Annotated in this window: 19 protein-coding genes, 1 tRNA gene and 1 pseudogene; 10 read left to right on the top strand and 11 right to left on the bottom strand. The window is 68.4% G+C overall.

The genetic code is table 11. The features are described from left to right. Positions 1-6: 6 nt before the first annotated feature. Both grpE and dnaK read right to left on the bottom strand, forming a co-directional pair. Positions 7-657, bottom strand: a complete 651-nt coding sequence (gene grpE / locus ACZ5VC_RS15780; RefSeq protein WP_468711614.1) for a nucleotide exchange factor GrpE — start codon at positions 655-657, stop codon at positions 7-9. Continuing rightward, a complete protein-coding gene (gene dnaK / locus ACZ5VC_RS15775) occupies positions 654-2,507 on the bottom strand; it encodes a molecular chaperone DnaK (protein ID WP_469120599.1) in 1,854 nt (617 codons plus the stop codon). The genes grpE and dnaK overlap by 4 nt, the downstream gene beginning before the upstream one ends. Before the next feature lie 235 nt (positions 2,508-2,742). Between dnaK and ACZ5VC_RS15770 the strand changes: the two genes are divergently transcribed. From ACZ5VC_RS15770 to ACZ5VC_RS15760, 3 genes are all read left to right on the top strand, one after another. Next, on the top strand, positions 2,743-3,474 hold the full coding sequence (locus ACZ5VC_RS15770; RefSeq protein ID WP_469120598.1) for a sugar transferase: 732 nt from the start codon (positions 2,743-2,745) through the stop codon (positions 3,472-3,474). 143 nt (positions 3,475-3,617) lie between these two features. Next, entirely contained in the window at positions 3,618-5,864 is a 2,247-nt protein-coding gene (locus tag ACZ5VC_RS15765) for a (Fe-S)-binding protein (protein WP_469120597.1), read from the top strand. Between the two features lie 211 nt (positions 5,865-6,075). Continuing rightward, positions 6,076-6,996: a Yip1 family protein gene (locus ACZ5VC_RS15760; RefSeq protein ID WP_469120596.1), complete on the top strand. Its 921-nt coding sequence runs from the start codon at positions 6,076-6,078 to the stop codon at positions 6,994-6,996. Positions 6,997-7,107: 111 nt separating this feature from the next. Here the strand turns inward: ACZ5VC_RS15760 and ACZ5VC_RS15755 are convergent, their stop codons facing one another. Both ACZ5VC_RS15755 and dcd read right to left on the bottom strand, forming a co-directional pair. Continuing rightward, on the bottom strand, positions 7,108-7,605 hold the full coding sequence (locus tag ACZ5VC_RS15755) for a phosphoribosyltransferase (protein WP_468709229.1): 498 nt from the start codon (positions 7,603-7,605) through the stop codon (positions 7,108-7,110). A gap of 3 nt (positions 7,606-7,608) precedes the next feature. Continuing rightward, positions 7,609-8,184 carry a dCTP deaminase gene (gene dcd / locus ACZ5VC_RS15750; protein ID WP_469120595.1) on the bottom strand — a complete coding sequence of 192 codons (576 nt, stop codon included), beginning with the start codon at positions 8,182-8,184 and terminating at the stop codon, positions 7,609-7,611. A 479-nt stretch (positions 8,185-8,663) separates the two neighbouring features. Between dcd and ACZ5VC_RS15745 the strand changes: the two genes are divergently transcribed. After that, positions 8,664-8,737: transfer RNA gene (locus tag ACZ5VC_RS15745), tRNA-Gly, on the top strand. A 249-nt stretch (positions 8,738-8,986) separates the two neighbouring features. Here the strand turns inward: ACZ5VC_RS15745 and ACZ5VC_RS15740 are convergent. The 3 genes from ACZ5VC_RS15740 to ACZ5VC_RS15730 all read right to left on the bottom strand — a co-directional run bounded on the left by ACZ5VC_RS15740 (position 8,987) and on the right by ACZ5VC_RS15730 (position 11,800). Continuing rightward, entirely contained in the window at positions 8,987-9,811 is an 825-nt protein-coding gene (locus ACZ5VC_RS15740) for a sulfite exporter TauE/SafE family protein (protein WP_469120594.1), read from the bottom strand. 181 nt (positions 9,812-9,992) lie between these two features. Next, positions 9,993-10,676, bottom strand: a complete 684-nt coding sequence (locus ACZ5VC_RS15735) for a response regulator (protein ID WP_469120593.1) — start codon at positions 10,674-10,676, stop codon at positions 9,993-9,995. Further along, positions 10,673-11,800 (bottom strand): sensor histidine kinase, encoded by a 1,128-nt coding sequence (locus tag ACZ5VC_RS15730; RefSeq protein WP_469120592.1) that lies wholly within the window; start codon positions 11,798-11,800, stop codon positions 10,673-10,675. Before ACZ5VC_RS15730 ends, ACZ5VC_RS15735 begins: the two co-directional genes overlap by 4 nt. 197 nt (positions 11,801-11,997) lie before the next feature. Here ACZ5VC_RS15730 and ACZ5VC_RS15725 point away from each other — a divergent pair, with 197 nt between their 5' ends. Next, positions 11,998-12,420 (top strand): DUF6223 family protein, encoded by a 423-nt coding sequence (locus tag ACZ5VC_RS15725; protein ID WP_469120591.1) that lies wholly within the window; start codon positions 11,998-12,000, stop codon positions 12,418-12,420. 70 nt (positions 12,421-12,490) lie between these two features. Here the strand turns inward: ACZ5VC_RS15725 and ACZ5VC_RS15720 are convergent. After that, positions 12,491-13,227 (bottom strand): annotated as a pseudogene (locus ACZ5VC_RS15720) (sigma factor-like helix-turn-helix DNA-binding protein); the annotation flags it as partial. Between the two features lie 512 nt (positions 13,228-13,739). On the opposite strand from ACZ5VC_RS15720, the gene ACZ5VC_RS15715 reads away from it, so the two are divergent. Next, entirely contained in the window at positions 13,740-14,114 is a 375-nt protein-coding gene (locus tag ACZ5VC_RS15715; protein ID WP_469120590.1) for an STAS domain-containing protein, read from the top strand. 240 nt (positions 14,115-14,354) lie between these two features. Here the strand turns inward: ACZ5VC_RS15715 and ACZ5VC_RS15710 are convergent, their stop codons facing one another. The 3 genes from ACZ5VC_RS15710 to ACZ5VC_RS15700 are packed head-to-tail and all read right to left on the bottom strand — an operon-like array spanning position 14,355 to position 15,752. Next, positions 14,355-15,137 carry a YhjD/YihY/BrkB family envelope integrity protein gene (locus ACZ5VC_RS15710; protein WP_469120589.1) on the bottom strand — a complete coding sequence of 261 codons (783 nt, stop codon included), beginning with the start codon at positions 15,135-15,137 and terminating at the stop codon, positions 14,355-14,357. A gap of 49 nt (positions 15,138-15,186) precedes the next feature. Next, positions 15,187-15,561, bottom strand: a complete 375-nt coding sequence (locus tag ACZ5VC_RS15705; RefSeq protein WP_469120588.1) for a DUF1206 domain-containing protein — start codon at positions 15,559-15,561, stop codon at positions 15,187-15,189. Between the two features lie 50 nt (positions 15,562-15,611). Beyond that, entirely contained in the window at positions 15,612-15,752 is a 141-nt protein-coding gene (locus ACZ5VC_RS15700) for a CsbD family protein (RefSeq protein ID WP_469120587.1), read from the bottom strand. Between the two features lie 1,031 nt (positions 15,753-16,783). On the opposite strand from ACZ5VC_RS15700, the gene ACZ5VC_RS15695 reads away from it, so the two are divergent. The 4 genes from ACZ5VC_RS15695 to ACZ5VC_RS15680 all read left to right on the top strand — a co-directional run bounded on the left by ACZ5VC_RS15695 (position 16,784) and on the right by ACZ5VC_RS15680 (position 18,739). Next, positions 16,784-17,080 (top strand): helix-turn-helix domain-containing protein, encoded by a 297-nt coding sequence (locus ACZ5VC_RS15695; RefSeq protein WP_469120586.1) that lies wholly within the window; start codon positions 16,784-16,786, stop codon positions 17,078-17,080. Next, a complete protein-coding gene (locus ACZ5VC_RS15690) occupies positions 17,035-17,505 on the top strand; it encodes a LysR substrate-binding domain-containing protein (protein ID WP_469120585.1) in 471 nt (156 codons plus the stop codon). The genes ACZ5VC_RS15695 and ACZ5VC_RS15690 overlap by 46 nt, the downstream gene beginning before the upstream one ends. Positions 17,506-17,633: 128 nt before the next feature. After that, positions 17,634-18,176 carry a GNAT family N-acetyltransferase gene (locus ACZ5VC_RS15685; protein WP_469120584.1) on the top strand — a complete coding sequence of 181 codons (543 nt, stop codon included), beginning with the start codon at positions 17,634-17,636 and terminating at the stop codon, positions 18,174-18,176. Positions 18,177-18,535: 359 nt separating this feature from the next. Further along, positions 18,536-18,739 (top strand): cold-shock protein, encoded by a 204-nt coding sequence (locus tag ACZ5VC_RS15680; RefSeq protein WP_469120583.1) that lies wholly within the window; start codon positions 18,536-18,538, stop codon positions 18,737-18,739. The last annotated feature ends 228 nt before the right edge of the window (positions 18,740-18,967 follow it).

Below are 18,967 nucleotides of genomic sequence, written 5' to 3'. Positions count from 1 at the left end.
GTCGCGTCAGCCCTCGTCCGGGCCACCGCTCTCCTCGTCGGACGACTTCTCTTCCTTCGCGGCCGGCGTCGCCCCGGGCTGGGGCTCGGCCACCGCCACCCGCGCGGGCCGGATGGTCCGCTCGCCGATCCGGTACCCCGGCTGCAGAATCGCCACGCAGGTCGTCTCGGTGACGTCCGGCGCGTAGCTGTGCATCAGGGCCTCGTGGATCGTCGGGTCGAAGGGCTCGCCCTCCTTGCCGAACTGCTGCAGGCCCATCTTCGCGGCGACCGTCTCCAGCGATTCGGCCACCGACTTGAAGCCGCCCACCAGCTCGCCGTGGTCACGGGCGCGGCCGATGTCATCGAGCACCGGAAGGAGCTCGGTGAGGAGGTTCGCCACCGCGATCTCCTTGACGGTGATCCGGTCGCGCTCCACCCTGCGGCGGTAGTTCTGGTACTCGGCCTGGAGCCGCTGGAGATCCCCGGTGCGCTCGGTGAGCGCGCTCCGGACCTGGTCCAGCTGGGCCGTCAGGCCGGCCGTCTGTGCTGCGTCCCCGGCCGGGGCCGCCGAGCCCTCCTCCGTGGAGGGGGCCTCGGCGGCTTCGGCGGCGTCGTCAGAGGCGGCGCCGGAGGGGACGTCGGGCTTCTCCTCGAAGCCCGGGGTCTCCTCCGTCATGCGGCGCCACCCTTCGCGTCCTTCTCGTCGTCCACGATCTCGGCGTCGACGACGTCGTCCTCAGCCTTGGCCTGGCCCGCACCGGCACCGGCGTCGCCGCCGGCGGCCTGGGCACCCTGGGCGTCGGCGTACATCGCCTGGCCGAGCTTCTGGGAGACGGCCGCGACCTTCTCGGTGGCCGTACGGATCTCGGCGGTGTCCTCGCCCTTCAGCTTCTCCTTGAGCTCGGCGACCGCCGTCTCGACCTCGGTCTTGACGTCACCGGGGACCTTGTCCTCGTTGTCCTTGAGGAACTTCTCGGTCTGGTAGACGAGCTGCTCGCCCTGGTTGCGGGCCTCGGCGGCCTCGCGGCGGCGGTGGTCCTCCTCCGCGTACTGCTCGGCCTCCTGGCGCATCCGGTCGACCTCGTCCTTCGGCAGCGAGGAGCCGCCGGTGACGGTCATCTTCTGCTCCTTGCCCGTGCCCAGGTCCTTCGCGGTCACGTGCATGATGCCGTTGGCGTCGATGTCGAAGGCGACCTCGATCTGCGGGACCCCGCGCGGGGCCGGCGGCAGACCGGTCAGCTCGAACATCCCGAGCTTCTTGTTGTACGCCGCGATCTCGCGCTCGCCCTGGTAGACCTGGATCTGCACGGACGGCTGGTTGTCCTCGGCCGTCGTGAAGATCTCGGACCGCTTGGTCGGGATCGTGGTGTTGCGCTCGATGAGCTTGGTCATGATGCCGCCCTTGGTCTCGATACCAAGCGACAGCGGGGTCACGTCGAGGAGCAGGACGTCCTTGACCTCACCCTTGAGGACACCGGCCTGGAGGGCGGCGCCGATGGCGACGACCTCGTCGGGGTTCACGCCCTTGTTGGCGTCCTGGCCACCGGTCAGTTCCTTGACGAGCTCCGCGACGGCGGGCATGCGGGTCGAGCCACCGACGAGAACGACGTGGTCGATCTCGGACAGGTTGATGCCCGCGTCCTTGATGACGTTGTGGAACGGCGTCTTGCAGCGCTCCAGAAGGTCCTGGGTGAGCTGCTGGAACTGAGAGCGGGTGAGCTTCTCGTCCAGGTGCAGCGGGCCCTCGGCGGAGGCCGTGATGTAGGGCAGGTTGATCGTCGTCTCGGTGGAGGACGACAGCTCGATCTTCGCCTTCTCCGCAGCCTCGCGCAGACGCTGGAGAGCCATCTTGTCCTTGGACAGGTCGACGCCGTGCCCGTTCTGGAACTGCTTCACCAGGTAGTCGACGACACGCTGGTCCCAGTCGTCACCACCGAGGTGGTTGTCACCGTTGGTGGCCTTCACCTCGACGACGCCGTCGCCGATCTCCAGGAGCGACACGTCGAAGGTGCCGCCACCGAGGTCGAAGACGAGGATCGTCTGGTCGTCCTTGTCGAGGCCGTAGGCCAGGGCGGCCGCGGTCGGCTCGTTGACGATGCGCAGCACGTTGAGGCCCGCGATCTCACCGGCCTCCTTGGTGGCCTGACGCTCGGAGTCGTTGAAGTACGCCGGGACGGTGATGACCGCGTCGACGACCTTCTCGCCCAGGTACGCCTCGGCGTCGCGCTTCAGCTTCTGCAGGATGAAGGCGCTCATCTGCTGCGGGTTGAAGTGCTTGCCGTCGATCTCGATCTTCCAGTCGGTGCCCATGTGGCGCTTGACCGACCGGATGGTCCTGTCGACGTTGGTGACCGCCTGGCGCTTCGCGACCTCGCCGACGAGCACCTCGCCGTTCTTGGCGAAGGCGACGACGGACGGCGTGGTCCTGGCGCCCTCGGCGTTGGTGATGACGGTGGGCTCGCCGCCTTCCAGAACGCTGACGACGGAGTTAGTCGTGCCCAGGTCGATGCCGACCGCACGTGCCATTTCAATTCCTCCAGCTGACTACTTGAGTGGAACTGGCTCAAGGATGCATGACCCGTGGCGACGCGTCAACAGACCTGAGTGTGGGCGGCTCAACTCTTCGCCGACCGGGCCGCTCATAGCACTGGCCCGGAGCCCGCGTGGCAGCCCGGGGAATCCCTCCCCGCCGTGAGAGAGTCTGACCGCAAACCCGCAAACATGGACAAATAACTCACACAATCCAGGGACGGTGTGGGACATGACGGCCAAACGCGCACTCGATCTGGCAGGCAGCCTGCTCCTGCTGCTGGTACTGGCCCCGCTCCTGCTCGCCGTGGCGGCGGGCGTGGCGGTGAGTTCACCCGGAGGAGCACTGAGACGGGAGCGGCGGGCGGGCCTGGCGGGCCGGGAGTTTCAGATGCTGGCGTTCCGCACGACGAGGACGGCGGGCGAAACGGGGGCGGGCGCCGGATCCGAAAGCGCGACCGGGGCCGAAGGGGTGACCGGGGGCGCGACCGGGTCCGAAGGTGCGACCGGGGGCGTCGGCGAGACCGATACCGGCGTCGAGGCCTGGGGCGTGCGCGCGGCCCCGGCCGTCGGCGCGAGCGCGGAGGACGGGGCAATCACCCCGTACATCCCCCACTCCCGCAGCACACCGCCCCGCGACCCGCTGCTGACCCCGCTGGGCCGTCACATCCGGCGCCTCGGTCTGGACGCCCTGCCGCAGCTGATCAACGTCGTACGGGGAGAGATGTCCCTGGTCGGCCCGCGCCCCCTGCCGGCCACCGACGAGAGCTGCACGGGCGAGGGGCGCCGCCGGCTCTCCGTACGCCCCGGTATGACGGGGCTGTGGCAGGTCAGCGGCCGCTCGGAACTACCCTGGGAGGAAATGACCCTCCTCGATCTGCACTATGTGGATCAGCACTGGCTGGGGATGGACCTCGCGATCCTCGCCCGGACCCTGCCTGCGCTCAGGGGAAGGGTCACCTGAGCGATACAGATCACCGCAGGCCTGGCTACAGCGTGGCGCGATAAGTGGGTAGTCTCAGCCTGAACTGATTAAGTTACCGCTTAGTAAGCCCACGCTTGATCAGCATACGCTGACTTCCGCCTCGCAGGCCCGAGGAGCCCCTCATGCAACTCGCCGCGATCATTGTGTCGCTGGTGCTGACCGTGGTCGGCGTCGCGCTGCTCGCACGCGCCATCGGCCAGTTCGTCCGGTACTTCAAACTCGGGCAGCCGGTCCCGGCCGGCACCCGGACCGACAACCCCTACCAGCGCAGTGTGACCCTGGTGCGGGAGTTCCTCGGCCACACGCGCATGAACCGGTGGGGCATCGTGGGCTTCGCCCACTGGTTCGTGGCCGTCGGCTTCCTGACGCTGCCGCCGACGATCATCACCGCGTACGGCCAGCTCTTCCAGGCCGACTGGACGCTGCCGATCATCGGCGGCTTCCTGCCGTACGAGCTGTACATCGAATTCATCGCCGCGATGACCACCCTCGGCATCGCCACGCTGATGGTCATCCGCCTGCTGAACCTGCCCTCGCGGCCCGGCCGCAAGTCGCGGTTCGCGGGCTCCAAGATGGGCCAGGCGTACTTCGTCGAGTGGGTCATCCTCACCATCGGCCTGGCGATCTACGTGCTGCGCGGCCTCGAGGGCGCCCTGCACCACGTGGACCACTACGAGGCCGCGTACTTCGCGTCGTACCCGCTGATCCTGGCCTTCAAGGGCCTGAGCATCACCGCGCTGCAGAATCTCGTCTACCTCGCCGCGATGATCAAGCTGGGCACCACCATGATCTGGATGATCACGGTGAGCCTGAACACCAACATGGGTGTGGCCTGGCACCGCTTCCTCGCGTTCCCGAACATCTGGTTCAAGCGCAACGCGGACGGTTCCACCGCTCTGGGCGAGCTCAAGCCGATGACCTCGGGTGGCAAGGAGATCGACTTCGAGGACCCGGGCGAGGACGACGTCTTCGGCGTCTCGCAGGTCGAGCAGTTCTCCTGGAAGGGCCTCCTCGACTTCTCCACCTGCACCGAGTGCGGGCGTTGCCAGTCGCAGTGCCCCGCCTGGAACACGGGTAAGCCGCTGTCGCCGAAGCTGCTGATCATGTCGCTGCGCGACCACGCGCACGCCAAGGCGCCGTACCTGCTGGCCGGTGGCGGCAAGACCATGGAGGGCGAGGAGAAGGCCTCCGCGGAGCAGCTCAAGGACGTGCCCGCCGCGGCGCTGGCCGAGGCCGAGCGCCCGCTGATCGGCACCCTCGAAGAGAACGGCGTCATCGACCCGGACGTGCTGTGGTCCTGCACCACCTGCGGCGCCTGCGTCGAGCAGTGCCCGGTCGACATCGAGCACATCGACCACATCGTCGACATGCGCCGCTACCAGGTGATGATCGAGTCCGCGTTCCCGTCCGAGGCGGGCACGATGCTCAAGAACCTGGAGAAGAAGGGCAACCCCTGGGGGCTTGCCAAGAAGCAGCGCGTCGAGTGGACCAAGGAGGTCGACTTCGAGGTCCCGATCGTCGGCAAGGACATCGAGGACCTCAGCGAGGTCGACTACCTCTACTGGGTCGGCTGCGCCGGCGCCCTGGAGGACCGGGCCAAGAAGACCACCAAGGCCTTCGCGGAGCTCCTGCACATCGCGGGCGTGAAGTTCGCGATCATGGGCGGGGATGAGAAGTGCACCGGTGACTCCGCCCGCCGCCTCGGCAACGAGCCGCTGTTCCAGCAGCTCGGCCAGGAGAACGTGGCCATGCTGAACATGGCGTACGGCGAGGACGACGAGGACCCTTCGACGAAGAAGCCGAAGGCCGCGAAGAAGATCGTCGCGACCTGCCCGCACTGCTTCAACACGATCGCGAACGAGTACCCGCAGCTGGGCGGCGAGTTCGAGGTCATCCACCACACGCAGCTGCTCCAGCACCTCATCGACGAGGGCAAGCTGATCCCGGTGACCCCGGTCGACGGTCTGATCACGTACCACGACCCGTGCTACCTGGGCCGCCACAACAAGGTCTACACGCCCCCGCGCGAGATCATGTCCGCCGTCCCGGGCCTGCGCCAGCAGGAGATGCACCGCCACAAGGAACGCGGCTTCTGCTGCGGCGCCGGCGGCGCGCGCATGTGGATGGAAGAGCGGATCGGCAAGCGCATCAACACCGAGCGTGTGGACGAGGCGCTGTCGCTCAACCCGGACATCGTCTCCACCGCCTGCCCCTTCTGCCTGGTCATGCTGACCGACTCGGTCAACGGCAAGAAGAACGACGGCAAGGCCAAGGAAAGCCTCCAGGTCGTCGACGTCGCCCAGCTCCTGCTGGACTCCGTCAAGACGCCGGTGGAGGACGTGCCGGTGGAGGAGCCGGTCTCCTCGTAGCCGCCCGCACGCAGGGCGTCTGCACGCAGCCCGTAAGAGGTGCCTGAGAACGACGAAGTGGCCGGTCAGCCCGTGCGGCGGACCGGCCACTTCGTCGTTCGGGTTCCCCTAGGGGATGCCTCCTTAGGGGATGTCACAGGTCAGCCGCAAAGACAGCCGCGTTCCGCCGCCCCGCCCACCCCGCACAGCGGGAGCAGGTACGTTCGTTGACGTGGCTGGATTCAGGATCGGACGCGGCCGGGACAACAACCGCCCCCCGCAACAACAAGCGCAGCAGGCGCCGTACGGACAGAACGCGGCGCCGCCGCCTCCGTACGCGCAGCAACATCAGCAGCAGTGGCCCCAGGGAGGCGGGGGGCAGGGACCGTACGGCGAGCCGGAGTACTTCGGCGACCCGCGCCACTCCCCGCACCCACAGCACCCCCAGTCGCCGCAGCAGGCCCAGCAGTACGGCTACGACCCGTACGCCGGCGGTCCGCAGCCGGCGTCGGCGGCCAACAACCCGGGCCACACCCAGGCGTTCAGGATCGACGAGGACCCGTACGGCGACGGCGCCACCTACCGCGCCGGCACCGCCCCGGCCCCCTCGGGCCCCAGGCTGCCCTGGAAGGCCCTGCTGAGCGGCATCGTGATGCGCCCGGGCCCGACGTTCTGGCAGATGCGGGACCACGCGGTGTGGGGCACGGCGCTGATCGTCACGTTCCTCTACGGCCTGCTGGCGATCTTCGGCTTCGACCAGGCGCGCGAAGAGGCGATCAACGCGACGATCTCGACGGCGATCCCGTACGCGCTGATGACGGGTGTCGGCTTCGTGATCGGCGGCGTGATCCTGGGCGCGGTGACCCACACCCTGGCCCGCCAGCTCGGCGGCGACGGCGCGTGGCAGCCCACCGTGGGCCTCTCGATGCTGATCATGTCGATCACGGACGCACCGCGCCTGATCTTCGCCCTGTTCCTGGGCGGGGAGAACGGCCTGGTGCAGGTGGTCGGCTGGCTGACCTGGCTCGCGGCGGGAGCGCTGTTCACGTCGATGGTGAGCAAGTCGCACGACCTGCCGTGGCCGAAGGCCCTGGGGGCGTCGGCCATCCAGCTGATCGCGCTGCTGTCGATCATCAAGCTGGGCACCATCTGAGAAGCGCGGACATCTCGAAGCGCGGAGATCTCTGAAGCGCGAAAGGCCCCGCCGAGCGTCTCGGCGGGGCCTTTCCCTTGCGTTCCATGTCGTCCGTCCTGCGGGGCCGCGCTAGGCGTCCAGGACCTGCCCGGAACGGCGTACGACGGGCTTCTCGACGCTCCAGGGGAAGTTGATCCACTCGTCGGTGCGCTTCCACACGTACTCGCACTTCACGAGGGAGTGCGACTTCTCGTAGATGACGGCGCTGCGGACCTCGGCGACGTTCCCGAGGCAGAAGTCGTGCACGAGCTTGAGCGTCTTGCCGGTGTCGGCGACGTCGTCGGCGATCAGCACCTTCTTGTCGCTGAAGTCGATCGCGTTGGGGACGGGGGCCAGCATGACCGGCATCTCGAGCGTCGTACCGACCCCGGTGTAGAACTCCACGTTGACCAGGTGGATGTTCTTGCAGTCGAGGGCGTAGGCCAGGCCGCCGGCGACGAAGACTCCGCCGCGCGCGATGGAGAGCACGATGTCGGGCTCGTACCCGTCGTCGGCGATGGTCTGAGCGAGCTCGCGCACGGCGCGCCCGAACCCCTCGTACGTCAGGTTCTCGCGTACGTCACTCATGGCTCACACCTGCGTCCGATGGAAGTTCATGTACGACCGGGAGGCCGTCGGCCCCCGCTGCCCCTGGTAGCGCGACCCGTAGCGCTCGCTGCCGTACGGGAACTCCGCGGGCGAGCTCAGCCGGAACAGGCACAGCTGCCCGATCTTCATCCCCGGCCAGAGCTTGATCGGCAGGGTGGCGAGGTTCGACAGTTCCAGCGTGACATGCCCGGAGAAGCCGGGGTCGATGAAACCGGCGGTGGAGTGGGTGACGAGCCCGAGCCGCCCGAGGGAGCTCTTGCCCTCCAGCCGCGACGCGATGTCGTCGGGAAGCGAGATGACCTCGTACGTCGATGCGAGCACGAACTCACCGGGGTGGAGGATGAACGCCTCGTCCCCCTCCGGCTCGACCTCGCGGGTGAGGTCGGTCTGCTCGACGGCGGGGTCGATGTGGGGGTAGCGGTGGTTCTCGAACACCCGGAAGAAGCGGTCAAGCCTCACGTCGATGCTCGAGGGCTGCACCATGGATTCGTCGTACGGGTCGATGCGGACCCGCCCGGCGTCGATCTCGGCCCGGATGTCCTTGTCTGAGAGAAGCACGCCCCGAGGATACGCAGAGCGCGCGGGCCCGCCCCAATCGGACGGCCCCCGCGCGCCCCCACCCGGCCTCCGCGGCGGTCCTACCGCCCCTGCAGCTCCACCGGCACGGCATGCCGCAGCCGCGCACAGCGCGGACACCGCAGCAACCGCCCGGGCCCGATCCGGCCGGTACCGAGCTGCTGCATCGGGAACGAAGTGGTGCTGAACACGTGCCCTTCGGCACAGCGAACGAGGGTGCGCTCCATCGGGTCCATCGAGTCCCTTCCCCAACAAGCCGTGGACGAGATAGCCACATTAGGGGATGAACAGGACACAGCCGCGAGCGGCACTCCGCCCGCCCAACCTACGCCCCAACACCCGCTCCCCGCACCCGCGTCCACCCCCGGAAGACGACACGTGCCCCTCGGGAGACGACACCGAAGGGCCTGGATATGGGGTAGAGTGTGCGACGATGCGGCACCGATGATCGGGTCCGTTACGCGGGTGTAGTTTAATGGTAGAACATGAGCTTCCCAAGCTCAGAGCGCGGGTTCGATTCCCGTCACCCGCTCCACACAGAAGGCCCTGGTCAGCGACCCGGGCCTTCGTCGTTGTCTAGACCTATCGGACCCTTTCCGTGCCCTCGCGTGCCCCAACTCGCAGGAATGCCCTGGCCGGAGGCCCTTTCGCGCACCACTTGCACCACATGGACGCGAAGCCCTATCGAATCACGGGACGACTTCCGTATGACCTGCGCCATAACTCGCGACGTCCGTGCGAATTCGCGCTCTCGAAGAGGCACTTGACCGGTGGCTCCAGCCGGTCAGTCGTGGCGGGCGACCTTGACCGCTGAGATCAGCAGGATGACCGCGAGTGCGGGAATGAGGACCGGGTCGGGGATCACCCCGAGCAGGAGCCCGCCGAGGAGCGCGCCGACGATCGAGCCCGTGGCCATGAGTCCGGCGAAGCGCAGGTTGGCACCGAGGACGGCGAAGCTGCCGTCGCGGCTGTAGCGGGCGAACGCGACGAGCATTGTGGGGAGGGACACCAGCAGGGACAGGCTTCCCGCCAGCTTGATGTCGGCTCCGTACAGCAGCACGATCGTGGGGATCAGCAGCTCTCCGCCCGCGACGCCCATGATGGCGGCGACCACGCCGATGCCGAACCCGGCGGCCAGTCCGGCCACCACCTGGACGGCGGTCGGCAGGGAGAGCGAGCCCACGGCGGTGGTGTGGGTGACGACGAGGGCAGCGGCCATGCCGACCATCAGGATCGCGAGGACCTTGTAGAGGGTGGCGGACCGCATCCGCACGGCCCACGAGGCTCCCGCCCATGCGCCGAGCAGACTCCCGGCCAGCAGGTTGACCGCGATCGACCAGTGGGCGCCGAGCTCACCGAAGGAGACGGCGGCCAGGCGGGCGGGCAGGGCGGTGACCACGACGACCAGGCTCATCGCCTTGTTCAGGATGACGGCCGACAGCGCCGCGAAGCCGAACATCCCGATCAGGAGCGGGAGCCGGAACTCCGCGCCGCCCAGACCGATCATCCCGCCCAGAGCACCCACCAGAGCGCCGGCGCCCAAGACCAGCGGTGCCGATCGCAGCCGAGCGGATGCCACGAGGCTCTTGTCCGAAGTCACATCGATCACGCCCGCCCTCCTAGCGTCAGGGCAGCAGCCGAATGTTCGGTGTCAGTCATGTGGGCAGTCTGACGTCCCCCAAAAGGCCGTACACAGTGGACGATCGCACCAGGTCACAGGGACGAGATCTGCCATCCATCCGAGCCTGTGACCTGGCACATCACAGCACGATACGAGCCTTGCGGCGCATCTACCCGACGTGGGGTGGCGAGCTGCGTGGGACAACCAGACCGGATTCGTAGGCGAGGACCACGAGCTGGGCGCGGTCGCGGGCGTGGAGTTTGGTCATGGCCCGATTGACGTGGGTCTTCGCGGTCAGTGGGCTGATCACCATGCGGGCCGCGATCTCGTCGTTGGAGAGGCCGTGCGCGACCAGGACGACGGCCTCGCGTTCGCGGCCGGTCAGCTCCTCCAGAGGCTTGCCGGTGCCACTGGAGGTGGGGGGCGGCTGGGTGACGTACCGGTTGATCAGCTTGCGGGTGATCGAGGGGGCGAGGAGGGCATCGCCGCGCGCGGCCACGCGTACGGCGTGCAGGAAGTCCTCCGGCACGATGTCCTTGACGAGGAATCCGGCTGCGCCGGCGCGCAGGGCGTTGAAGACGTGTTCGTCCAGGCCGTAGTTGGTCAGGATGACGACGTGCATTCCGGCGAGGACGGGGTCGGCTGCGATGCGCCGGGTCGTCTCGATGCCGTCGAGGACCGGCATCTGGATGTCGATGAGTGCGATGTCGGGGAGGTGCTCTCTGGCGAGCTCTAGTCCCTCCTGCCCGTTGGCGGCCTCGGCCACGACCTCGATGTCGTCTTCGAGGTGGAGGAACGCGCGGAATCCGCTGCGGATGAGCGGCTGGTCGTCGACCAGCAGGACACGGATCATGAGGCTCGTTCCACGGGAAGCTCGGCCTGGACGGTGAAGCCGCCCTCGCTTCTCGGTTCGGCGCGGAGCCGGCCGCCAAGGGCGGTGACGCGTTCGCGCATGCCCAGGAGCCCGATGCCGGGCTCCGGCGCACTGCCCGGCGTGGCTTTGCCGTCGTCGTCGATGCGGATCGCGAGCGTGTCCGGCCGGTAGTCGATGTGGACCGATGCCGTGCCGGCGTCGGCGTGACGGGCGATGTTGGTCAGCGATTCCTGAACGACCCGGTAGGCGGTCCTGCCCACTGCGGTTGGCACGTCGTGTCGCCGGCCCTCGATCGTCAGCGTCGCCTCCAGGCCGCTCTTGCCAGCCCGCTCGACGAGTTCGGTGACGTGATCGAGCCCGTGCGGCGGAGTGGTGTCGTCGTCGCGCAGCGCCTCCAGGGTCGCGCGGAGCTCCCGGGACGCCTCCCGGCCGGCCTCCCGGATCGCCAGGAGGGCCTCCGGTACCTCTTCGCCGCGCTTGCGGGCCACGTGGACGGCGGCTTCGGACTGCACCTTGATGACCGAGATCTGGTGGGTGAGCGAATCGTGCAGCTCCCGCGCGATGTGCAGCCGCTCCTCGTCGGCGCGGCGCCGCGCGGTCTCCTCGCGGGTGCGTTCGGCTTCGTCGGCCCGCTGTTCGGCCTGGCGGAGGGCTTCACCGGCGGCGCCGGCGGCGATGAGCCAGGCAATTTGGAGGGCGCCCCGGGCCTGCGCGAATGCCTCGCCCGTGTCGTGCAGGCCCGATGCGAGAGCCGCGAGGGGGAGAGAGGCCAGCACGGCCACGCTCACCACCACCGTGACGATCCGGTGTCCCGCCCGCATGGCCGCGTACACCGCGAAGAGGAACGCGACGGCAGCCACGTCGAACCCTGCCGCCTGGTAGCCCACCGCGCAGAGCCCGGTGACGGCGAGGACGGCGACCGGAGCCCGGCGGCCCGCGGCCAGCGACAGGCCGCCCACCGCCAACAGCACGTAGCCGAGCAGGCCGAGGCCCGTGGCGGAGTGCTGCCCCGACAGACCGGTGACCAGCAGCGCTGCCGCCACGCCTACGGCGATCAGCCAGTCCCTGACACCGGCCCGAACGCGGAACCGTCTTTGGCTCATGCGCGCACCGTAGCCGGAGGCTGCCGCGGGCGAATCCCGCTCGGGGACGAGCGGCCGACTACCGCGCACGCAGTAGCTCCGCGGCGCCTGCCGCGGCCGTGGTAGCGCGAAGTGCCTGCGCCTGCTGGACGACTTGCCAGGGGCTCGGCCGACATGCTCGAACGACATCCAGTCGTGGGAAGAGAAGGAGCACCCTGATGTCCGCTCGTCGCCTGGTCGCCGCCACCGCGACCGCCCTGCTCTGCGGGCTCGGTCTTGCCACACCAGCGACAGCGCACGCCTCGGTCCAGCCGCTCGCCGCCAGTGTCACCGACTTCAGCCTCGGAAGGCTCGGAGCCACCACCGGCGGGCTGCTGGGGCTGGCCGCCGTGGTCATCGCCGTGCTGGCGCTGACCCGACCCGCCGGTCGTCTCGGCATTGCCAACGGGTCGCTCGGGGCCACGGCGGCCGTGATCGCGGGGCTGATCGCCATGGCTCTCGGCGGGCTGGTCGCGGCCACCGCCGACGGTGGACTCGGCACCGGCAACGGACTGGGCGGCGCGTACGTGGCCCTGCTTCTGGGGCTGATCGGCACAGTGCTCGGCTGGCGGGCTCTTACCCGCTCCCGCCGCACCGGCTGACTGGCGCGGTCACGCCCCGCCGACGTAGCAGCAGGGTAAGTACGACCGGAGACCTGGTCACCCGATCCGGTCACCATGCGGCGATGACCGGCGCGTCAGGTTCGTGCTGCCGCCAAGCCTCGTTGAGGCGCGCGAGCCGTCCCGCTGCGGCGATGCCGCACAGGGACGCGACCTTCCCCTTACGGACTTCGAACGCCACGGCGCCCACGACCCGGTGGTCGAGCACGGCGAGGACGGCCGGGGAGCCGTTGACCAATGCGAAATGGAACGTGGGTGAGCCGCCTGCCAGCCGCCGCTTCGCCGGCGTCGGCTTGAAGCCGGCCCGCACGTGCGAGGCAACCTGCTCGGGCGTCTTGTACTGCAACAGCCGCTTGGCCAACCCGGCGCCGTCCGAGAGTGCGCCATCACGTCGTCGGTGAGCAACGCCACCAGCCGTTCGGTGCACCCCGACGCGGCGACGCCGAGGAACTCCTCGACGACCCGACGACCCGACGCGCGGACGCGGGGTCGGCCTCACCGCCTCGTCGGCGCTCGGCGGCGACCCGGATTCGGGCCCGGTGGACATGCTGCTGGCTCGCCGACTCGGTGATGTCGAGGATCGCGGCCATCTCCGCGTGGCTGTACGAGAAGGCCTCGCGCAGGACGAGACGGCCCGCTCGACCGGCGAGAGGCGCTCCATCAGGGTCAGCAGGGCCAAGGAAACCGATTCGCGCTGCTCGAAGTGTCGGCCGGGCCGAGCATCGGGTCACCCTTCCGCGGCAGCACCGCGAAGGCGTGCCCCAACCGTGCCCTTGAGAGACGGTCAACAGCAGTCAGAACCGGTTCCCGGAGGCCCTCCGAGAGGGGCTCGCCAGGGCCTGCCTACGCAGGTCAGCGATGGTGTGAACGCGTTCCGCGCAGTAGATTCCCAAGCTCAGAGCGCGGGTTCGATTCTCGTCACCCGCTCCACACAAGAGCCCCAGGCCGGCGGCCCGGGGCTTCTTTGTTGTCTCGACCTCCCAGAGCCCGGGTGCCATTGGCGGCGGGCCATAAGTGCCGTATCAGGGCGTCAGGTCGAGCCCCGAACCGTCGCTCGCCGGGTGTACCCAGAGCGGCCGGGGGTCGTCTGGACTGCGGCCACGACTTCTGGGACTGTAAGGGGACAACCAGCCTGGTCTGGTGGGAGACCCCGCGCCGCCCCTACGGCCATATCAATGGCCAAGGCCCGGTGCGGGTGGTCTCGCTCGGCTGCGCGCGGCCCTACGCCGCGCGCTCAGCGGCCTTCTTTCCCGCATCGGCGGGCGACCGTGATGGGCTCGACCCCTGAACGGGGACGAACCGTGAACGACGGCATCCGCGTCACCATGCGCCACGATCCAGAAGGCACAGTCATCACGGTGGCCGGCGAACTGGACATGGACACCTGCCCGACCCTGCACCAGGCCACCGCCGCCGCTGCAGCCAATGGCGCCCCCTTGCACCTGGACCTCATTGGCGTGCCCTTCATGGAAGTCATTGCACTGCACCTGCTGCTCGACCTCCAGGGCGACTTCCAGCGGCGTCAGGCATCGTTGACCATCACTGGATTCCAGCAGCAGCCCACACGGCTCCTCACCCTCACCTCCAGCGACCACCTGCTCCACTGCACCCCGGCACGCGACGTCGTCTTTCCGCCGGTCCTCCTGGAGTTGGGGTCCCGCCCGATCCGGCCCTGAGGCATATGGCCGCACACGCTGTCGACATGCACGACACTGACTCGACTGCTCAGCCAGGCTTGGCACGGTCCCGCCGGGTGCGGTGATCAACGCCGATGAATCACGACGTCTTGCGGTGCGAGTCCTGTGAACAGTGCGCTGTCGGGATCGCTCAGAGCGATCCCGCAGCTGACTGGCGAGGTTCGGACGGGTGAGACGGCCCTGCCCCCTGAGCGGAGAAGAGTGCGGTAGATCCGAGCCTCACCCTCGCCGTTTCAGCGCCCCTGCCAGGCGGGGGAGCTCGTCGTGGAGCAGTCGGCCGGCCTGGGCGCCGCCGAACACGACGACGCCCACGCCGACCAGCCACGACTGGATGACCAGGACGGTTCCGAACGGGCCGTAGGTGACGGCGCTCGACGCGATCAGCGGTGAGAACACGAGCCGGGAGAACAGCCTGAGGCCGAGCAGCCCGAGCATGGTGGCGACCGCCCCGGGCAGCAGGGTGGCCCAGGCGACCCGGCCACCGAGCAGTAGCCGCTGGGACCACCAGAAGAACAGGGTGCCGATCAGCACCGTGACCACCCCGCGGGCCAACGAGTCCCGCCACACGGGTGTGAGCGCCGAAAGGAAGAGGAACCCGATGAGGACGGCGAGCCACAGCACGTGCCGCCACCTGGCCCACCAGCGGGCCGGGGGCAGATCCCAGATGTTCTCGTAGCCGCTCTGCACCGCCGCCCCGAACGACAGACCGAAGACGGCAAGCACGGCGAGGCCGAACGCCGTCGTGGTCCGCCACGCCTGGCCCGGCAGAGCGAACAACCGCTCGATCTCCCCCCTGGCAGCCGTCGAGACGCCGAGACCGTCTCCCAGCCACTGCGCGAATCCCCGTCCGCTCGTCGGATCGGCCGCGGACACGACGATCAGCAGTGGCACCAGTGTCAGGAATCCGAGCGCCGCGAATCCCAGTGACCGCTGCCACAGGTCGATATCGCTGCCCCATCCCCACCTGCGCCCGGCCCGCGAGCGGCGGATCGCGCTCCGCAAGCGCCCGAACGGAGACAAGCGGCCCACGGCATCGGACGAGGTGTCCTCATTAGGGCGCACTTGGGGGCGTCTCCGAGCCCGGGGCCTCGGTCGGCTGCTCTGACGAGGCTCCTGGCTCAGGGGCTCTGCGCCGGCGGGCTTCACCGAACGAATAGAGGCCAAACAGAAGGAGGCCCACCACCAGCGCCCACAGCAGCACCCGGCTGAACGGCTGCTCGCCGACGGTTCGCACCGCACCGGACCGGTCGGCCTCCTTGCCACTTTCGCCGCCGAACCCCATCTGCGCGGCCAGCAGCCCCACCAGTACGTAGATCACACCGCGCGCGGAGAGTCCGACCCTGAACTGGACCTCCATGGCACGGCTGTTGGACACACGCCGCCCCTGGGACCTGGCCTGGGCGGCCTTGCCTTTCCTTACGGCCATACCTGGCACCTCCGGGGCCTGCCGTGAGGCCGGCAGTGCGGGCGCAGTGGTCAGTACCTCAAGGCGTCCTTGACCTGGTCACCACGGCCTTCGGCCCGCAGGTGCCAGCTGCCGGTCACACGGCCGATGGTCTGCTCGGCGCCGCCCTTGAACGCCTCAGCCTTGTGCGTGATCTTCGTGCCGATACTCATCGGCAGCCATCCTTCGTGAGTCGTGCGCCAGTATGTGGCGGCCTACCGGGGTTCGGATCGGTGCTTGGACGGGTTTGAGCCCCGACCGCTGCTCGCTGTCCCGGTTGGTCGCTCGCCCACCCATTGCCTGTGGGCGGGCGATGCCACGCTGGTCCACGACGTCTTCGCGCCCTTGGTTGCCAGCGGCCGTCTCTCGGCGTGCGGCACTTTCGGGGCGGACGTCGTGGCCGCGGCGAGAAGTGCGGCGATCAGGAGGACGAGAACGAGAGTGACGAGCATGCGCGCTCCAGAGGTCTGCTCGCTATCTCTCCACGGTAGGACTGTCCTGCCCGGGAAGCCACAGCCAGAGGGCGGATCCAAATCCACCCCGGAAACAGGGACCTCGTATCACCCCGTGAGATCGGCGGACATCATGATCGTCCTCGGAATCGTCCCCGCGGGAGCACCGCCTTCCTATGAGCGCTGGCCTACTCGCCGCGTGCCCCTTGGGCCGGCCGATGACGTCCCTGGGATGCCTCGGGTCGCGGTGGCCCGTGCCCTGGGGCCGGTGACAGGGCGTCGTCCTCGGCGCCGTAGTGAGCGTGCAGGGCCTTCTTTAAAAGGCCCCAGCAGGCGGCGGCAATCAGGGCCTCGCCGGGGTCGCGATCCGCGCGGGAAGTGATGTGGCCGAGGTGCTGGAAGTCGCGTCGGAGCGCGTCGTGCATCGCGTACATCGCCGTCATGTCGAGCCGGCCGTGCATCGTCTTCTTGTTCCTTCTGTTGTCCGTGTCGCGCCGGGACAGGTCACCCCCAGTGGGCGTGCGATCCGATATCTGATGGTTCGTCACAAAGTATGTCAGGGAGGGCGGTTTGCGGCGCGGGTTGTTCCCGACACCGACGAGACCGAGCGAGGGGTGTGACAGGATCGCCCGTGCCGACCTGCGTCGCCTCGGCGCTCTCCGGTGGGTCCAAGCCGCCTTCAGGGCGATGAAGCCGATCAAGCCGGATCAGGGATGGTCTCGATAGCCGCATGGTTATGTCGTGGCTTGTGAGTGAGTACGGGGCGGTGCATCGTGGAAATACGGGACATCGAGATCTTTCTGACGCTCACCGAGGAGCTGCACTTCGGGCGTACCGCCGCACGGCTGCATGTCAGCCAGGCACGGGTGAGCCAGGCGATCAAGCAGCAGGAACGGCGCATCGTGCGGCGCCCTGTTCGACCGCTCCAGCCGACGCAGCGTCCAACTGACACCACTGGGCCACATCCTTCATCGATCCGTTCGCCCGGCTTCGTGCGGGAGAGATGGACGTTCTGCTCGTCTGGCTGCCCGTGGAGGAGGAGGATCTGACCGTCGGGCCGATCCTCTTCCGGGACCCCCGCGTGCTCGCCGTGTCCGCCGACCACGAGTTGGCTGAACGAGATTCCGTACCTCTGGAGACGGTCGCCGAATTCCCGCACGCCATGGTCCCCCACATGCCGGACTACTGGGAGGACAGCTACCTGCCCTTCCGGACGCCCCAAGGCAGGTCGATCCAACGCGTCGAACCCATCACCACCGCCGACGACCTGATCAACCTGGTCGGCACCGGCGAGATCATCCACACGTTCCCCGGCCACGTCACCCAGTACTGGTCCATGCCCCATGTCCGGTGGCTGGCGCTCCCCGACATGCCGGCTTTGTCGTACGCACTGGTACGGCGAACCGAGAGCGAGAACGACCTCGTCCGCGCCCTCGCCGAAGCGGTGCGCAGTGTGGGCACCGCTCGGTTCTGACCTGGGCCTGCCCGGCGGATCTTCCGGCGGCCGGCCACGCGCCTCCGTGCCCTGGGGGCCCGGGAGGTGGCCAATGCCGTCGCCTTATCGGTTTGCCGTCGTCGAACCCGGTCGGATAGGAAGCCCACATGCTTAGAGGCAGCAAGGTCGGGCTCAGGGCCCGGCACGAGGACGACATCCCGATCCTGCGGGCCGAGCTCTACGACGACGTGGTCAACTCCGCGCGGGCCGAAGGCCGGCCGTGGCGGCCGATCACGCCCGGCTCGAAGGACTCGCGGCTCGTCGTGGACGACAAGGAGCAGGGGCATGTCCCGTTCTCCGTAGTGGAGTTGGACGGCGGCACGCTGGTCGGCACCGCGGTGCTGTCGAACATCGACAACCACAACCGGTCCGCGCACATCGGGCTTGGACTGCTGCCGTCCTGTCGCGGCAAGGGTTACGGCACCGACGTGGTCGCGGTGCTGTGCCACTACGGTTTCGTCGTGCGCGGCCTGCAGCGGCTGCAGATCGAGACGCTGTCGGACAACGCCGCCATGCTGCGCTCCGCCGAGCGCAACGGCTTCGTCCGCGAGGGCGTGCTGCGCTCCTCGGTCTGGGTGATGGGCGAGTTTCTTGACGAGGTGCTGCTCGGGCTCCTCGTCCAGGAGTGGAAGCCGGACGTGAAGGGTTAGGGCTGCCCGGAGGATCACGGCCGGTGCAGGTGGCTGCCGAGACGGCAGCGTGGGCAAGGAAATCCGCCTCATGACCTGAAGAAATATCTGTTCCCGCGAAGTGAGGGTTTAACGGACCGCACAGTGAGAGTTTTTGGCACAGCGGAAGAGCGGAAATATTCAACACCCTCCGGGAGCTTCGGCGTGCTACTGTCGATCTCAGTTGCAGTTGTGGTTCCCAAACTTCAAGTGTCTTCGGTCGGCTTCTGTGCGACTGAGAGCGCTTTTGTATTTCCGGTCATTTTCCGGGTGGGGTAATCATCGCGGCGACACGGCGTCCGCGCAGTGCGGACCCCGATGTGCCCCAAAGGAGACATGACATGAGTACTGGCACCGTGAAGTGGTTCAACGCGGAAAAGGGCTTCGGCTTCATCGAGCAGGACGGTGGCGGCGCCGACGTGTTCGCCCACTACTCGAACATCGCCGCCCAGGGCTTCCGTGAGCTCCAGGAAGGCCAGAAGGTCAGCTTCGACATCGCGCAGGGCCAGAAGGGCCCGACGGCCGAGAACATCGTTCTCGCCTGACGTTGACGCGTACGACGTAGCTGGGGCCCGCATCCTTCGGGGTGCGGGCCCCAGCTGCACGCATTCCCCGGAGTGGTTTCGCCTCCGGGAAGATTTTGAGGGGTCCGCGCCCTCACCGCACGCGGACACCCCGTTCAGAGCTGCCATACCGCAGTCGACGCCCGGGCTTCACACCCGTATCGCGTCACCCGTTTCCAGCGCCTCCGGCCGAGCTAATTTCCCGCCGGC

It is taken from the genome of Streptomyces sp. NPDC033174 (assembly GCF_055577795.1).
This window is presented reverse-complemented; position numbering and strand designations above follow the sequence as displayed.